This window comes from Cytobacillus dafuensis (assembly GCF_007995155.1).
GTDB classification, from domain to species: domain Bacteria; phylum Bacillota; class Bacilli; order Bacillales; family Cytobacillaceae; genus Cytobacillus; species Cytobacillus dafuensis.
In genome coordinates, this window is the sequence record NZ_CP042593.1 from 2,933,389 (window position 1) to 2,949,063 (window position 15,675).

General features: G+C 34.9%; 19 protein-coding genes. 6 read left to right on the forward strand and 13 right to left on the reverse strand.

Features of this window, described 5'->3' with window-relative positions; all coding sequences use genetic code 11:
* Positions 1-72: 72 nt before the first annotated feature.
* Positions 73-300 carry a hypothetical protein gene (locus FSZ17_RS13885; RefSeq protein WP_057771035.1) on the reverse strand — a complete coding sequence of 76 codons (228 nt, stop codon included), beginning with the start codon at positions 298-300 and terminating at the stop codon, positions 73-75.
* Between the two features lie 254 nt (positions 301-554).
* On the opposite strand from FSZ17_RS13885, the gene FSZ17_RS13890 reads away from it, so the two are divergent.
* Complete coding sequence (locus tag FSZ17_RS13890) at positions 555-1,061, forward strand: DoxX family protein (RefSeq protein WP_057771037.1); 507 nt, start codon at positions 555-557, stop codon at positions 1,059-1,061.
* 75 nt (positions 1,062-1,136) lie between these two features.
* Here the strand turns inward: FSZ17_RS13890 and FSZ17_RS13895 are convergent, their stop codons facing one another.
* Together FSZ17_RS13895 and FSZ17_RS13900 are read right to left on the reverse strand one after the other, a co-directional pair.
* The gene (locus FSZ17_RS13895; protein ID WP_057771039.1) at positions 1,137-2,786 is read right to left on the reverse strand and encodes a peptide ABC transporter substrate-binding protein; all 1,650 of its coding nucleotides are present in this window, start codon (positions 2,784-2,786) and stop codon (positions 1,137-1,139) included.
* 264 nt (positions 2,787-3,050) lie between these two features.
* Positions 3,051-3,440 (reverse strand): hypothetical protein, encoded by a 390-nt coding sequence (locus tag FSZ17_RS13900; protein WP_057771041.1) that lies wholly within the window; start codon positions 3,438-3,440, stop codon positions 3,051-3,053.
* Between the two features lie 271 nt (positions 3,441-3,711).
* Here FSZ17_RS13900 and FSZ17_RS13905 point away from each other — a divergent pair, with 271 nt between their 5' ends.
* Together FSZ17_RS13905 and bioB are read left to right on the forward strand one after the other, a co-directional pair.
* Positions 3,712-4,308, forward strand: a complete 597-nt coding sequence (locus FSZ17_RS13905) for a biotin transporter BioY (protein WP_057771043.1) — start codon at positions 3,712-3,714, stop codon at positions 4,306-4,308.
* 19 nt (positions 4,309-4,327) lie between these two features.
* Complete coding sequence (gene bioB, locus FSZ17_RS13910) at positions 4,328-5,323, forward strand: biotin synthase BioB (protein WP_057771045.1); 996 nt, start codon at positions 4,328-4,330, stop codon at positions 5,321-5,323.
* Between the two features lie 100 nt (positions 5,324-5,423).
* On the opposite strand, the gene FSZ17_RS13915 is transcribed toward bioB, so the two are convergent.
* From FSZ17_RS13915 to FSZ17_RS13935, 5 genes are all read right to left on the reverse strand, one after another.
* Complete coding sequence (locus tag FSZ17_RS13915; protein WP_057771047.1) at positions 5,424-6,809, reverse strand: sensor histidine kinase; 1,386 nt, start codon at positions 6,807-6,809, stop codon at positions 5,424-5,426.
* Positions 6,809-7,480: a response regulator transcription factor gene (locus FSZ17_RS13920; protein ID WP_057771049.1), complete on the reverse strand. Its 672-nt coding sequence runs from the start codon at positions 7,478-7,480 to the stop codon at positions 6,809-6,811. The genes FSZ17_RS13915 and FSZ17_RS13920 overlap by 1 nt, the downstream gene beginning before the upstream one ends.
* Before the next feature lie 118 nt (positions 7,481-7,598).
* Positions 7,599-7,778 (reverse strand): H-type small acid-soluble spore protein, encoded by a 180-nt coding sequence (locus FSZ17_RS13925; RefSeq protein WP_057771050.1) that lies wholly within the window; start codon positions 7,776-7,778, stop codon positions 7,599-7,601.
* 131 nt (positions 7,779-7,909) lie between these two features.
* The gene (locus tag FSZ17_RS13930; protein WP_057771052.1) at positions 7,910-8,098 is read right to left on the reverse strand and encodes a Gmad2 immunoglobulin-like domain-containing protein; all 189 of its coding nucleotides are present in this window, start codon (positions 8,096-8,098) and stop codon (positions 7,910-7,912) included.
* Between the two features lie 91 nt (positions 8,099-8,189).
* Positions 8,190-8,402: a cold-shock protein gene (locus FSZ17_RS13935; protein ID WP_057771054.1), complete on the reverse strand. Its 213-nt coding sequence runs from the start codon at positions 8,400-8,402 to the stop codon at positions 8,190-8,192.
* 309 nt (positions 8,403-8,711) lie between these two features.
* Here FSZ17_RS13935 and FSZ17_RS13940 point away from each other — a divergent pair, with 309 nt between their 5' ends.
* Positions 8,712-9,002 carry a DUF6509 family protein gene (locus tag FSZ17_RS13940; protein WP_057771056.1) on the forward strand — a complete coding sequence of 97 codons (291 nt, stop codon included), beginning with the start codon at positions 8,712-8,714 and terminating at the stop codon, positions 9,000-9,002.
* A 25-nt stretch (positions 9,003-9,027) separates the two neighbouring features.
* Here FSZ17_RS13940 and FSZ17_RS13945 read toward each other — a convergent pair whose 3' ends face one another.
* The 4 genes from FSZ17_RS13945 to FSZ17_RS13960 all read right to left on the reverse strand — a co-directional run bounded on the left by FSZ17_RS13945 (position 9,028) and on the right by FSZ17_RS13960 (position 11,819).
* Positions 9,028-9,432, reverse strand: a complete 405-nt coding sequence (locus FSZ17_RS13945; protein ID WP_057771057.1) for a hypothetical protein — start codon at positions 9,430-9,432, stop codon at positions 9,028-9,030.
* 105 nt (positions 9,433-9,537) lie between these two features.
* A complete protein-coding gene (locus FSZ17_RS13950) occupies positions 9,538-9,738 on the reverse strand; it encodes a cold-shock protein (RefSeq protein WP_057771058.1) in 201 nt (66 codons plus the stop codon).
* Positions 9,739-9,857: 119 nt separating this feature from the next.
* Positions 9,858-11,309, reverse strand: coding sequence for a degradosome RNA helicase CshA (locus FSZ17_RS13955; RefSeq protein ID WP_057771060.1), 1,452 nt, complete (start codon positions 11,307-11,309; stop codon positions 9,858-9,860).
* A gap of 309 nt (positions 11,310-11,618) precedes the next feature.
* On the reverse strand, positions 11,619-11,819 hold the full coding sequence (locus tag FSZ17_RS13960; RefSeq protein ID WP_057771062.1) for a cold-shock protein: 201 nt from the start codon (positions 11,817-11,819) through the stop codon (positions 11,619-11,621).
* A 726-nt stretch (positions 11,820-12,545) separates the two neighbouring features.
* Between FSZ17_RS13960 and FSZ17_RS13965 the strand changes: the two genes are divergently transcribed.
* Positions 12,546-12,944, forward strand: a complete 399-nt coding sequence (locus tag FSZ17_RS13965; RefSeq protein ID WP_322107583.1) for a DUF2500 domain-containing protein — start codon at positions 12,546-12,548, stop codon at positions 12,942-12,944.
* Between the two features lie 117 nt (positions 12,945-13,061).
* Positions 13,062-13,856 (forward strand): nucleotidyltransferase domain-containing protein, encoded by a 795-nt coding sequence (locus FSZ17_RS13970; protein ID WP_057771064.1) that lies wholly within the window; start codon positions 13,062-13,064, stop codon positions 13,854-13,856.
* A 135-nt stretch (positions 13,857-13,991) separates the two neighbouring features.
* Here FSZ17_RS13970 and FSZ17_RS13975 read toward each other — a convergent pair whose 3' ends face one another.
* Entirely contained in the window at positions 13,992-15,656 is a 1,665-nt protein-coding gene (locus FSZ17_RS13975; protein WP_057771066.1) for a glycerol-3-phosphate dehydrogenase/oxidase, read from the reverse strand.
* Between the last annotated feature and the right edge of the window lie 19 nt (positions 15,657-15,675).

Genomic DNA, 15,675 nt, shown 5'->3' on the forward strand with positions numbered 1-15,675 from the left:
TAATGCCCCCATTTAATTTTTCTTCTATACTAAAACACCGTCCAGTAAACTGAACGGTTTTAGGAAATTCATCTATTCTTTAATTGAAGATTCCACTTTAGCAGTAGAACGCTGATCATACCAATTCATTATTTGAGTAAGAATTGAGAATAATAGAAAGAAATTCATAGCCCAAACCGAAATAAATGGGCTAATTCCTCCAAATTCAATTGATTGATAACCTTTTAAAAACATAACTATATAAACTTCAAGGAATATTAAAATAAATCCACCTATTCCTGATATACCTAAGCGAACCATATTTATCCCCCCCTTATTTTCACTATTTTATAAGAATTATAAGATAATTACAAATAATTCATTCGTAGAAAAGACAAAATATCACTTATTTTTTTCTTGACATTTAGAATCCCTTCAATTTAATAGTTCGTTCTAAAATAATTCACATTTTATTAGCAAAAATGTGATTTGTATCACAATATTGTTAAATATAGGAAATATTTATGCTATTATAAACATATAATTATTAATTATTTTGAAAGGAAGAGATTTGTATGTTTGTTAAATGGTTAAGAGAAAGTCAAATTGCTGCAGGATTATTAACAATTATTCGATTATATCTTGGCTATTCATGGATTACAGCTGGATATCATAAAGTTGTAGAGGGGTTTGATGCTTCTGGTTTCTTACAAGGTGCATTAGCTAAAGCAACTGGTGAACATCCGGCAGTACAGGGTTGGTGGGCAAGCTTTTTAGAAGGGATTGCAATCCCTAATGCGGGATTATTTAGTTTTCTGGTTGCATGGGGAGAACTATTGGTGGGAATCGGCTTAATTTTAGGTTGCTTAACGTCAGCGGCTGCATTTTTTGGTATTGTTATGAACTTCGCATTCTTATTTTCTGGAACAGTTAGTACAAATCCACAGTTAGTTTTATTAACTATATTCATACTAGTGGCAGGTTATAACGCTGGAAAATTCGGACTAGATCGTTTTGTTATACCTTTTATTCGTAAACAATTTAAAGGAAAGAATAACACATCTGGAACTATTGCTTCATAAGTTAATAAATTCTATTTAATATGAAAACAAAAAGGAATATGAGGATATCCCATATTCCTTTTTGTTTATATTTAATTATTCAAAGTATGCCCATTTGTATTGAACATCTCCAAGTCCTGATACAGCAACTCCTTTTAAGCTTTCATTCTGGATCCAGTTGTTTGTATAGAAGTAAATTGGTGATACTGGCATATCTTCCATAAAGACTGCTTCTGCATCTTTTAATAATTGCAGACGCTTTTCATGATCACCCTCAAGTGAGGATTTTGCAAGCAGATCTTGGAATTCTTTACTTTCCCATCCAGTATCATTATTACCACCATCAGCATCTCGGTACAATTCAAGGAAGTTGATGGCATCATTAAAGTCTCCTAACCAGCCTAAACGTCCGATTTGATAATCAAGTGAGTGAAGCTTATCAATGTAAACTGCCCACTCTTCGTTATCTAATGTTACTTCAACACCTAAATTTTTCTTCCACATATCTTGGACTGCCTGCGCAATCTTTTGATGAGCTTCTGAAGTGTTAAAAGACAAAGTAACTGCTGGTAACTCAGATACATCCTTATATCCTAATTCCTCTAATCCTTTTTGCAAATATTCTTTTGCTTTCTCTACATCATTATCAGCGAAATAGCCTTTTTCATTCTCAGGGAACATTGATGGTGGAACGATTGCCATAGCAGGCAATTGCTCACCTTGTGTAATGTTATCGATAATTTCCTGACGGTTGATTGCGTGCGCAAAAGCTTTACGGATGTTAACATTGTTAAATGGCTCCGCTGTTGTATTGAACTTGTAATTATATACACCTGCAATTGAGTGTGTTGTTAAACGGCCTTCATCTTTAAGAGTCTGCATAGCATCTGTCGGAAGATTCCCATTAGGAGATCCTGCCCAATCAAGTTCACCATTTTCAAACATAGATAGTTCGGTGTTTGGATCATTGATCATGACCATTTGGATTGAATCAAGTTTTACATTGTTAGCATCCCAATATTTTTCGTTCTTTTCAAGTAGAATTTTGTCGCTGTGAGACCATTCAGTCATCACAAAAGGACCATTGGAAGTATAATTATCCCCTGCATCATTTGCCCAATTTGGATTTGCCTCAGCAACTTTGCTATTAATTGGAAGATAGGTATAGAACGCTGTCAGTTCTAAGAAATACGGTGTTGGATTTTCAAGTGTTACTTCAAGCGTCTTCTCATCTAACGCTTTCACTCCAACTTCATCAAGTGATCCACCTTCAGTATTTGCCGCGCGAGCTCCTTTAATATAATAAAGCTGATAGGCATATTCTGATTGATTTTTTGGATCTAATGTCCATTTCCATGCATATTCAAAGTCTTTAGCAGTTACAGGATCATCATTTGACCATACCGCATCACGAAGAGTGAAAGTATAAACCTTCTGGTCATCAGAAACATCAATTTTTTCCGCAGCTGCAGCTTCAGCTTTTCCTTCTGGATTAATACGAGTTAACCCTTCGAAGGTTTGGCGCAGTACTGTTCCAGATGTTGAATCCTTCGCTAAACCAGGATGTAAAGATGGTGGTTCAGTATTAATGTTTATTCGTAAGTCCTGTGGTACTTTAGGCTTTTCTTCTGTTTTTTCAGGCCCAGTTGCTGTTTCACCACCAGTTTTCTTCTCGCCGTTGCAAGCTGTAAGGAACATACTAAAAACTAATAACATGCTAAAAAAGACTAAAAATTTCTTATTCACTTATTTTCCCCCTTTATAATTTTCCACAAACTCTGTTCCATAGCGCCATCCTGTTTAAACACAACCTAAACTAAAGTACTAGGTCATAATAAAAACAATTCTAAACTAGTATTTAATTCCAGTTGTAAACTGTGACGGTTCCTATGTTATAAAACTATTTCTTTAGATAATTATAAATAATCAAAAAACTAGGTGCAAGAGATATTTTTGTACTATCTTATACATTTTTCGACAAAAAAAAAGCACTTGTAGCAAGTGCCTCAATTATCTATCTTCTTTTGTAAACGTTAATAGGAAAAATAACAGAAAGCTCAACAATAAAATGGATCCTCCGACAATATATAATACAGTGTTTAATGCACTAGGAAGAAATTCGGGCTTAAAGATATAAAGTGCCATTCCACCTGTTAATCCAATTGAGCCTATACAAGCTGAATACACATGAAGCTTAGCTAATAGCCCAATTTTTGGTGAGAACACCTTATAATATATCGCCCATGCAAATAGTGTTAACCATCCAACAACAAGTATATGTGCATGTATTGGTCTGAAAGCATAATCACCTGAACCAGCCATATGTGAGCCTAAAAAAGCTCCGATTAGACCAAATAAAGCTGACAATCTTAATAATAATTTACTATATTTACTATTCATCTTTTTATCCTCCATTCGTTTTTTCTTCTTATTTTAATAGATTATTTATGCCTAATCAAAATTAAGCTTTTGGTTTATTTCATTAAGTTTAATTCCACACAATATTACTTCTTTAATTTAACTTTTGAATATGAACAGAAGATGAACTGTACTTTACAATCTGTCATTAATCAATCGCAATATGTTAACTTTATTATTATCAAGTTGACATATTATGATATGAAGGTTTATCCTTTATTTATATTACAACTGTTTTTGGAGGAAAAATTATATGAAAAAAAGATTAAGACCGATTGAATTAACACTTGCAGGAATGTTTGTTGCCTTGATGTGTGTAGGTGCTAATATCACTTCAATTGTTCCATTCATGGTTATTGGCGGAGTACCAATCACCTTACAAACGTTTTTTGCTATTCTTTCAGGAGCCATTCTTGGAAGCAGATTAGGAGCAATCACTATGGCTGTTTATGCATTTGTTGGCCTTGTTGGAGCACCTGTGTTCGCTAAATTTGGCGGAGGATTGTCTCATTTATTAAGTCCAACCTTTGGTTTTATTCTTTCTTTTATTCTTACAGCCTATGTAACCGGAAAAATCATTGAAAGAAAAAGGACCCTTCCCGTTTATATTTCGGCTGCATTGGTTGGCTTAGTTATTAATTATGTTTTCGGTACAAACTGGATGTATTTTGCTTATAAATTTTGGGCAGCAGCACCAGATGGTTTTACTTATAAATTAGCTTGGATGTGGATGATTCCACCTCTTCCAAAGGATATCATACTTTCTGTTTGTGCAGGGATGATGGCTTATCGATTAGAGCACAAAGTACTTGCACGAAGCCAATTTAGGAATATTCAACGGGCATCATAATGAAAGTGGAGGAAAGATGATGGCAAAATGGGAAACATTAGCTCAACAAGTATTAAAAGGATATGAACTAACTGATGACGAAGCCTTGAGTATTTTGGAAAGCCCTGATGAAGAGCTTCTAGAGCTATTACAAAGCGCCTATCAGATTCGTTATCACTACTATGGAAAAAAAGTTAAGCTGAATATGATCATCAATACAAAATCAGGGCTATGTCCTGAAAATTGTGGATACTGCTCACAATCTAGTATTTCTACTGCACCAATCGAAAAGTATCGGATGATGGATAAGGATGCTATTGTAAAGGGAGCAGAGCAGGCCTACCAGATGAATGTAGGTACTTATTGTATCGTTGCCAGCGGCAGAGGGCCAAGTAATAAAGATGTTGATCACGTTGTATCTGCCGTAAAAGAAATTAAAGAGAAATACAATCTAAAGATTTGTGCTTGCCTTGGTCTATTAAAGCCTAAGCAGGCAAAATCGCTAAAAGATGCTGGAGTAGATCGCTATAATCATAATATTAACACATCAGAAAACCATCATGAATCGATTACGACTTCCCATACTTTTAATGACAGAGTAAACACGGTAGAATTAATTAAAGAGCAAGGAATCTCACCTTGTTCTGGAGTAATTATTGGCATGAAGGAAACAAAGAGTGATGTCGTTTCCATGGCAAGAAGCTTAAAAGCTTTAGATGCAGATTCAATACCAGTCAATTTTCTCCATGCGATAGATGGAACACCGCTTGAAGGTACTAATGAATTGAATCCAAGATACTGTTTAAAGGTGTTATGCATAATGCGTTTCATCAATCCTACTAAGGAAATTCGCATTTCTGGCGGTCGTGAAGTTAATTTAAGAAGTCTACAGCCGCTCGGCCTTTACCCTGCAAATTCAATTTTTGTTGGTGATTATTTAACAACTGCTGGACAAGAGAGTACAGCTGATCATCAAATGCTCATTGACCTCGGCTTTGAGATTGATTTCGTTTCTGCGAATTCCATAATGAATTAAAAAATATTGTCATCATTGATATTAGAATAGCTTGGAAATTTAATACTTAATTAATAATAAAAAGAGCAGAAGCATGGTCTCAGCCATGCTTCTGCTCTTTTTAGAAATCATTTTCCTTAGGTACAATTACTGTAAAAATGGACCCTTCCCCTTTTTTACTCTCTACCTTAATCTCTCCATTATGCATTTCAATAATGGATTGAACAATAGATAGTCCCAAGCCAGTCCCTTCAATTGATCGGGTTCTGGAGGAATCCACTCGATAAAAGCGATCGTATATTCTATCAAGCTCCTCAGATTCCATCCCAATTCCTTGGTCTTTAAAGCTAACTTCTATTGCAGCGCCCCCATCATTCAGATTGATATCTATCTCTCCTTCTTCTTCGCTATATTTAATTGCATTCGTTAGCAAATTTTCCCATACGGAATATAACAAAAAAGAATCGCCATATATATAAGTTTCTGGAAGAGAATAACTTATCATTATTCCTTTTTCACTTAAATTCCACTGATATTGACGAATAACATTTTTAATCTGTTCACTTACATTAAATCTTTTCGGTTCTAACATTTCTTTCTTGCTATCTATTGAAGATAATAGCAAAAGCTGCTTCGTCATATATGACAATCGACTTACCTCTGAATCAACGATTTCAATATACTGCTTATCCTGCTCCGTTAGCTGACTACTCTTTAATAGCTTCATATATCCCTTAATATTAGAAAGCGGTGATTGAATGTCATGAGAAATATTTGAGATGAACTCTTTCCGCATCTCATTTACTTTTTCAAGCTTACTTGCCATGGAATGAAAGCTGGCTGCTAGATCCCCTATTTCATCATTTCGTTTTATATTTAATTTTATGCCAAAGTCCCCTTCAGCTATCAGCGCTGTTGCTTTGTTCAATTTTGTTATAGGGTTAACAAGGAATTTCGTACTAATTAAAACCAATATTATGCTAAATGAAATCGTACCTATGAGAAGCCAGCCAAACATTTTATGCATTTCATTAAATAATAGCTTAATATCTGGACGGAGAAATAAGGCGTATTTATCGTTCTGGTATTCAAAAGGAACACCAACAGTATTCATTAATTCATTAGCAAAAAAACCAGTAACAAAAGTTTTATGAGGAAAATTCTCAATCCCATGATAAACCTCGCCATTCAATACTTTCTCTAAAGCTTTATTAGGTAGATTATGCTCTCTATATGGAGCACCAAAGAATTGCCGGTTCCCCTTATTATCAATGATAAAAATTTGATACCCTATCAAACCTAGATGACCAAAGTATTCATTTAAACTGACCTCATCATGTGATTGAATAAACTTTGAAACCTCTAAAGCAATATGAGTCATCTTCTCGTCATTTTGCTTTTTTAAAGTACTTTGGTAATGGATGTTTGATAGCAAAAAAGAAATAATTCCACTTAAAAGCATAATGAAAATCGTTGTTATTGCAAATTTGGAATAAAGAGACTTCATTATGAAACCTCCAGGGAATAGCCAATCCCTCTTATTGTCTTAATGGAAAAATCATTCTCAGCTTGTGCAAACCTCTCCCTTAGACGTTTAATATGAACATCAACCGTTCTCTCATCTCCTTCATAATCCATACCCCATACATTTTCAATCAACTGTCCTCTGCTAAATACTTGATTCGGCCTGGATGCCAAATAATAGAGAAGTTCAAATTCCTTTAAAGGCAATATGTATGTTTTCCCATTCCATTCAACTTCGTAGCTTTTTTTATTAATGAACATGGAGCCTATTCTAATATTCGTTTCGGTAACCTTTCCATATCTTCTAAGCAAAGCATTCACTCTAAACAAAAGTTCCTTTGGCTCGAAAGGCTTGACTAAATAATCATCTGTCCCTGATAAATAGCCTTTCTCTTTATCTTCTATTTGGCTCTTAGCGGTTAATAAAACAACTGGAATATCGTAACTCTTTCGAATTTCTTCTGTTAATTTATAACCATCCATAACAGGCATCATAATATCTACGATTGCTAATTCACATATTTTACTTTCGAGCATTTCCAATGCCTTTTCTCCATTTTCTGCCTCAACGATTTGGAAGCCTTCTTTCATTAATAATTCTTTAACTAAATACCTTACATGCTGGTCATCATCCGCTATAAGTATTGTTTTCATTATGACACCTTCAATCTAATGGAACTTTACTGCTATTGTATTAAACATTTGAAGTAAAACCAATATTTTTTAATAATAACAGCCACCCTAATTTTAGAGTGGCTAAAATGTTAAAATGTTAATGCTCCTGAAGTTCAGAAATTTCAACAACAGACCTTTCTTCTAATGGACCTCTTAAATGTACTGTTGCAGTAGTGCTATCTTCATTTATTTGATCAATCCATACTGACATACCATTGTACAAAACCTCGATGTCTGCAGAAGAGGAAAGGATTTGTTTTACTCGATTTACATCCATATCATTCACTCCCTTTTTATTGTCATTTTATTTTTTGTTTGAAAGTGAAATTTATTCTTTTTTTTGGAGTGAATTACAGCGTTTGTATGTTAATAAAAATTTATTTTAGATGGAAAAGCATGGAGTTGTATTTAAAAAACTACTTTTATCCTTACGAGATCTTGAATACTCCCATCCTTAACGCTTCTTGTAAAAACTCTTAGTTCACCTGTACTTGCTGTTGGTGTATTGCCATAAAGTAATGTACTTCGGAAATTTCCATACTCAGGATCTCCTGCATCGGCCATAATAGAGCGCTCTTTGGAAACGATCAAGCCCATTTGCATCTCTTAAATCATGGCTAAGAGCGATATTAAATTTCTTTTAAAAAATAAAAAGGGCGATTGACATCGCCCTGTTAAAAATTATATATTAATTATTCGAATAAATACTATTATTGCTGACTACCTGCAGCTCTTTTGTCGTTTCTTTCATCTCACTGCTGCAGATTGGGCAAGTTGGTTTTTGACTACTTTTAAAATTGTCTCGAATCCAGCAATTACACGTTTCAGAAGTACATTCCCAAATCTTAACTTCTTCCAGCTTAATTTCTTCCGTATTCTTTCTTCCAAATCCCATTGCCATCTAAAGGCACCTCCTAAAGAGTTGAACCCTATTTTCCCAAAAAAATAAAAACACCCGTTAAATAAAGCGACATAAAATACCAACTCTAAATAACAAGTGAATTATGGGATTCATTCAATATTATTAGTATAACACATATCCCTTACTCCGTCAAAAAACATATTGCTTATTTTCACACTAGGCAAATTATTTGTAGTATACATATAGAAAATTATTTCAATAAGAGTAATACTATTACATTCTTGCGAGTAAGGTGTATAATGTTTTCGTTGACCAAGATTATGGTTTAAAAATGAAAGGGTGAAAGCAATGAAAATCACAGGCTATACTGTTGAAAAATTAAAAGACCCTACAGGAATCTTAATAGGAGATCGCTTTGAATTCTTTTTAGATCTCGAAGTGGATGAGGACGATGAGCTGTTCTCAGAAAACGGTGTCCAGCTCCGAGTTCTTTTTTATAGATATGAAGATGATAGCAGGATTTTGAATTATTATTTCCTTTCCTCTGAGCAAATTTTAGATTTTGCGATAGATGAAGAAGAAGAAAAAACAATTACCCAATTTTGCAATGAGCATCTTTCAGAAATTGATGAAGAATAAGAAAAGAGCAGGAACCCCCTGCTCTTTACACTTCAATATCCTTGCCATCTTCAACAATATGGTACATTAAGTGTGCTAAATGATGAATAGGACTATATTCTTCCTCATCAGAATCATTTTCATCATTCTCTTCTTGAAACTCTAAATCATTCAAATGCAACGCTGCAAACTGATAAAAATCTTTCAATTCAAATGCATAGCATGCACTTGGATCTTCATTATCCTCCTCATATTGAAGAACCATATACGATTCCTTCCCATTATCGTCAATAGCATCGAAATAAATAAAAAAGCCTATGTTTGTATCCAATTCGAATAAGTGTCTTGTCCCTCCTTCTGTCAATCTTTCAAAATCCGCTTCACTTAATTTCTGCACCTTCATTGATTCGACTTGATCTTCCTTATGAAAATGGACTGTATATTCCTTCAAAGACCTTTCCCCCTACTCTAAAATGATTTTATTATAGATATTATGACATACTTCAAACATTACACAAAATAAAAGAGCCACTATTGAGGGCTCTTTTTTAAGGCTTTATGCTTTCGTTACATTTACAGCTTGAGGTCCTCTTTGTCCCTCTTCTATGTCAAAATTAACTTCTTGGCCTTCTTCAAGGGTTTTGAAGCCTTCGCTTTGGATTGCAGAATAGTGAACGAAAACATCCTCTCCGCCTTCTACCTCAATAAATCCAAAACCTTTTTCTGCGTTAAACCATTTTACTTTACCTGTTGCCATTTTAATCCTCCTAAATATCAATCACTGACAGAATTATTACCCTGCATCAATTATTATGGGTAATACTTAGGATTTTATCCAAATATGGCTCTAGAAATACATAATAAATTTAGTTTCAATTATTTATTACGCGCTCTATTTCTTTTTCTTCTATCTCTGCCTTCTCTGCCTTCTCTACCTTCTCTGCTGGCATTTCTTCCACGATCATTATAACGTTTTCTGTCCCCACCACGATCACCACGAGGCTTTCTAATACGAATAGGTTCGACAGCTGTTAATTTTACTGGCGTAACATCTGGATCCTTCGTTAATAATTTTAAAGCAGCTGCAAGCAGAGTGACAGAATCCGTGTCTTCAAGAAGAGACTCTGCTGCTCTTTTATAATCATTATGATCGTTTCTTTCAATAACGGACATAAGACGATTAATTGTTGCCTGTTGATTACCTGCTAAAACATCTTTAAATGACGGAACAGGCTTCTTCATCATTTTGCTCTTAGTCACATTCTCAATAATTTTTAAATGATCAATTTCTCTTGGTGAAACGAATGTAACTGCCAATCCCTTATTACCTGCACGACCTGTTCTTCCAATTCTGTGAACATAGCTTTCAGGATCTTGCGGGATATCAAAGTTATAAACATGTGATACACCGCTTATATCAAGTCCTCTTGCCGCAACATCCGTAGCAACCATGATATCAATCGTTTGCTCTTTAAATCGGCGGATAACTTGATCTCTTTTCGCTTGCGGAATGTCCCCATGTATGCCTTCTGCAGAATAACCTCGTTTGATTAAACCCTCCACCACTTCATCCACACGTTTTTTTGTACGTCCAAAAACGATGGCAAGTTCAGGAGATTGGATATCTAAAAGACTACAAAGCACATCAAACTTTTGCTTTTCATGAACTTCCATATAATGCTGCTCTATATTTTTTACTGTCATTTCTTTTGCTTTAATTTTGACTAATTCCGGATCACTCATAAACTTTTCTGCAAGTGATTGGATCCTTTTTGGCATTGTTGCAGAGAAAAGTAGGGTCTGACGCTCTTCTTTTATTTCACTTAAAATTCGTTCAATATCCTCAATAAAGCCCATATTGAGCATTTCATCTGCTTCATCTAAAACAACCATTTTTATGTTTGCAAGACGTATTGTTCTTCTCTCTATATGGTCAATCAATCTTCCTGGAGTTGCAGCAATGATATGCGGTTTATTCTTTAAAGCGCGGATCTGGCGATTGATATCCTGCCCACCGTATATCGGCAATGTTTTTACACCTTTCACGTGCCCGATACGGTTTAATTCCTCTGCCACTTGGACAGCAAGTTCACGCGTAGGGGCTAAAACAAGTCCTTGGATTCCATCATTAATATTTATTTTTTCCAATAATGGCACTCCGAATGCAGTTGTTTTCCCTGTACCTGTTTGTGCCTGCCCAATCATGTCTTTTCCTGAAAGTCCAATTGGGATCGCTTGTGATTGAATTGGTGTAGGTTCCTCAAATCCCATATTTGAAAGGGCTTTTATTAATTCATTACTTAAACCAAAATCTGAAAAAGTTGTCAAATTTGTTCCTCCTTAAATAACCTCTAATTATTTTTCTTATTCGTTTATAGTTTTTAAACAATCGTTACGTTAGTAGGTTTTCCAGTTTGCATCTCTTTTTTACATTTCTAGATTAAGAATTTAGATTTCATTTTTAAAAATTGAATTCATCTAGCCCTTCTCCAAAAATTAAGAGAGGAAAACTTTTATTCCAAAAAAGTTAATGTAGGATGGATTCTCTTTTGAGGAATGAATGAAGAATACAAAGTGGAGAAAAACAACGTAAAAAAGTGATGCATGAATGACATGCATCACTTCATTTCTCACATATTATGCTTTTGCTACGTTAGCAGCTTGAGGTCCACGGTTACCTTCAACGATTTCGAAAGTTACTTCTTGACCTTCTTCTAAAGTTTTGAAACCTTCAGTTTGAATTGCAGAAAAGTGTACGAATACATCTTGACCTTCTGAAGACTCAATAAATCCAAATCCTTTTTCTGCATTAAACCATTTAACTTTACCTGTGTTCATGTTATTACCTCCAAAAATGTGTTCACTATAAGTCTTGATTATATAAACTTAAACATAAAAAGGTCGTGCCGCAGTATTGAGGAAAAATAAAATCGTCCACAATAGATTGCAGCTACGACCACTTATCCAAAAAATATATAACGAACATTACAGCGTTAACCTAATCATAAGGGGAGAATATCCATTTGTCAAATCTTTTTCATGCCAAGACCTTATGATCGTTTAATCGGATATTCGAGTGCTTTACACCTAAAACAATGAAAGCCCTGCCTCTCTTCCATCCTTACGGCTCCTAGGCCGTGCCAGTGGGAATCAGGAATTTTTAATAATTAATTTCGGAAATGATACTCTTGAGATTTTTCACGTTGCTAGTAAAAAAATTGAAGTTTTAAAGCGAGGTTAATCCTGGTTTTCCAGAAGATGACTTAAGAAGAAATTCAACATAAATAGTTGTCCACAAATTACTCTTAATTTCAAACCCATTGCTCACCTATTAATCTAAAGAGCAGTAATCGAATAAAACGATAGTCGTATTCTATATATATTGAAGGGAGAAAAACTCCAATATTTGTCTGATTTTCACGACTTTTCCACAGCACTTCGAATACAGCGTTTATTATTATACTATAGAAGAAACTTATCGTCAAGACTGTGTTGTTTAATTCCTATTTGAAACATTTTCCACCTTATCCTCGTATAATAAGTACAGTGAGAGGAGGAGACTTAGTGGAATATGGTACTAGTTTTGGTTCAGGATTTGATATGTTTTCTTTTTTTACTTTAATATTTCCTATATTTTTTATAGTCGTTTTCGGATTTATTCTATTTCAAGTTGTTCAGGGAATTAAGCAATGGAATTATAATAATAAGCAACCGGTATTAGATGTGTCTGCCAATCTCGTAGCAAAAAGAACTCAAGTAAGCAGACACGCACACAATCACGATAACCACGTCCACCACCATTCTACAACTTCCTATTATGCTACTTTTGAAGTGGAAAGTGGCGACAGGATGGAGTTACAAGTAAGTGGAAGTGAGTATGGTCAGCTTGTAGAAGGTGATTTTGGAAAACTTAAATTTCAAGGGACTCGTTTTTTAGGATTTGATCGAGATAATAAAAGTTAACCATTTTAAAGTATACTAGACCGAATATTTAATTAGTTGAAGTTTTATTCCCAATCTGCAATATTATTTAAAATTTAAAAATCCATTCCAAAACTAATTTTGAAAGGGAATTTTATTATGAAAGAACATATTCTAGAGGTTATTAAGCAAATTGAAATTGATTACGATGTAAAAATCCTCTATGCTTGTGAATCGGGAAGCCGTGCTTGGGGTTTCCCTTCTAAAGATAGTGACTATGATGTGCGTTTCATTTATATCCATAAGAAGAATTGGTATCTTTCCATTGATCGGAAACGTGATGTTATTGAAATTCCGAAGCATGATTCAATTTCTATACCTATTAATGACCTTTTAGATGTGAGTGGCTGGGAAATAACCAAAGCTTTAAAACTTTTTAGAAAATCGAATCCGCCACTATTAGAATGGTTAATGTCTAACATTGTGTATTATGAGGAATTCTCTATGACAGACAAAATGAGAACCTTAGCTGAGGAAATCTTTGCTCCACCTTCGTGTCTTTATCATTACCTCAATATGGCAAAAGGAAATTATCGTGATTTTCTTCAAGGTGAGGATGTAAAAATCAAAAAGTATTTCTATGTACTTCGGCCGATACTTGCAGCTAAATGGATTGAAAAATACAACAGTATCCCACCCATTCAATTTCAAAGCCTTCTCGAAGAAATATTACCTTCAGGTGAACTAAGGGATGAAATCGATACTTTACTGAAACGAAAAATGGCTGGTGAGGAGCTAGATTTAGAGCCTAGAATTGATTTCATTAATCAATACTTAAACAACGAAATTGTACATTTAGAGGCATATGCGAAGAGCTTAAATATTCATATTCCAGATCCGACAGAGCGATTGAACCAACTCTTTAGGGAGACTATAAATGAAGTTTGGAATTAATCGAATTTGTGAATAAATTAGGGGCTGTCCCATAAGCTAAGGTGTCAGGCACCGAACAATTTCTAGAATCAATAAGCGAGCAGGATTCTAAATCTATTGAATTAAGTGAATGCCAGACACCTAATAAAGATAAGTTTATTTCTGATCTAAAGGAATTGTCGCATCATGTAGTTCTTTTTGTAATTGTTGATCGAATTTCTCCTTGGAATCCCGATTCCATTCAAAGTAATCAGCCATATAATCAATTACTTCGTTTTGATACTTTTTAACTGTTTCAATGTTAAACAATAAGGCACCTGTCCTGCGAATAAAAAAGTCTACTGGTGTTGCAGTCATTTCATGTTCCAAAGCATATCTCAATTTAAGCCAAAGTTTTATAGGCAATTTATATTTTTCTGCCTCACTTGTTCCATACTCTTCAATCATTTTAAATAAAATTGGCACATTTGAACCATACATAGAAGTAAGTTGAACAGCATCCTCTTTTGTTAATCCTGCTGCAATTCCTTTCTGGGACTGGATTAAAATAAATTCATCAAAATTATTTGATCCACCTACATCACCACCAGAAATCGGCAAAAATTTCGTTTGACAGCTTGGTAAGCTTTTATTTTGTTCTTCTTTGAATTTCTTTGTTAAAATATCTACTATTGTTTCCGCCATTTTTCGATATCCTGTTAGTTTTCCGCCAGCAATTGTAATGAGACCTGACTCAGAATCCCAAATTTCATCCTTACGAGATATTTCTGATGGATCCTTCCCTTCTTCCAAAATAAGTGGACGAACTCCTGCCCAGCTGGATTCAACATCTTTCTCCGTGATTTGGACTTCTGGGAACATATAATTTATCGCATTAATAATATAAGTTCGATCTTCAATCGTCATTTTTGGACTTACAGGATCTTCTCCGTAAAAAGTATCTGTTGTTCCTACATATGCCTTCCCTTCTCTTGGAATCGCAAATACCATCCGATTATCAGGCGTATCAAAATAAACGGCCTGTCTTAGTGGGAATCTTGATTGGTCAATTACTAAATGGACACCTTTTGTTAACTGCAATGTCTTTCCTTTTTTGGAACCATCCATTTCACGAATGGAATCGACCCATGGACCCGCTGCATTAACAATTTTTTCGGCCTTTATTTCATAATTCTCCCCTGTAAGCTGATCGGAAACACGAACACCGATAACCTTTCCATTCTCATATAGGAGTTGGTCAACCTTGGTATAATTTATTGGAATTGCACCATTTTCTGCTGCGGCTTTTATCACTTCAATTGTTAAGCGCGCATCATCCGTACGGTATTCTACATAGTAGCCCCCGCCCTTTAATCCATCCTTTTTAAGAAGCGGCTCTTTGTTAATGGTTTCTTGTACACCAAGCATGGTTCTACGTTCAGACTTTTTAACCCCTGCCAAAAAATCATACACTCTCAAACCAATAGAAGTACTAAATATTCCGTAGGTTCCTCCTTTATGCATAGGGAGGAGCATCCACTCTGGAGTCGTTACATGAGGACCATTTTCATAAACAATGGCCCGTTCCTTTCCAACCTCAGCAACCACCTGTACTTCAAATTGTTTTAAATATCGAAGCCCTCCATGGACTAGCTTTGTTGAACGGCTTGAAGTTCCTGCAGCAAAATCCTGCATCTCAACAAGAGCTATATTCATACCTCTCGTCGCGGCATCAAGGGCAATACCGGCACCAGTAATTCCCCCACCGATTACTAATACATCGAATTTTATTGTTTTTAGTTTATTAATCATTTCTTTTCGAAAATGGTTTGAAAATTTCATTTCGGTGACCTCCTTTTTT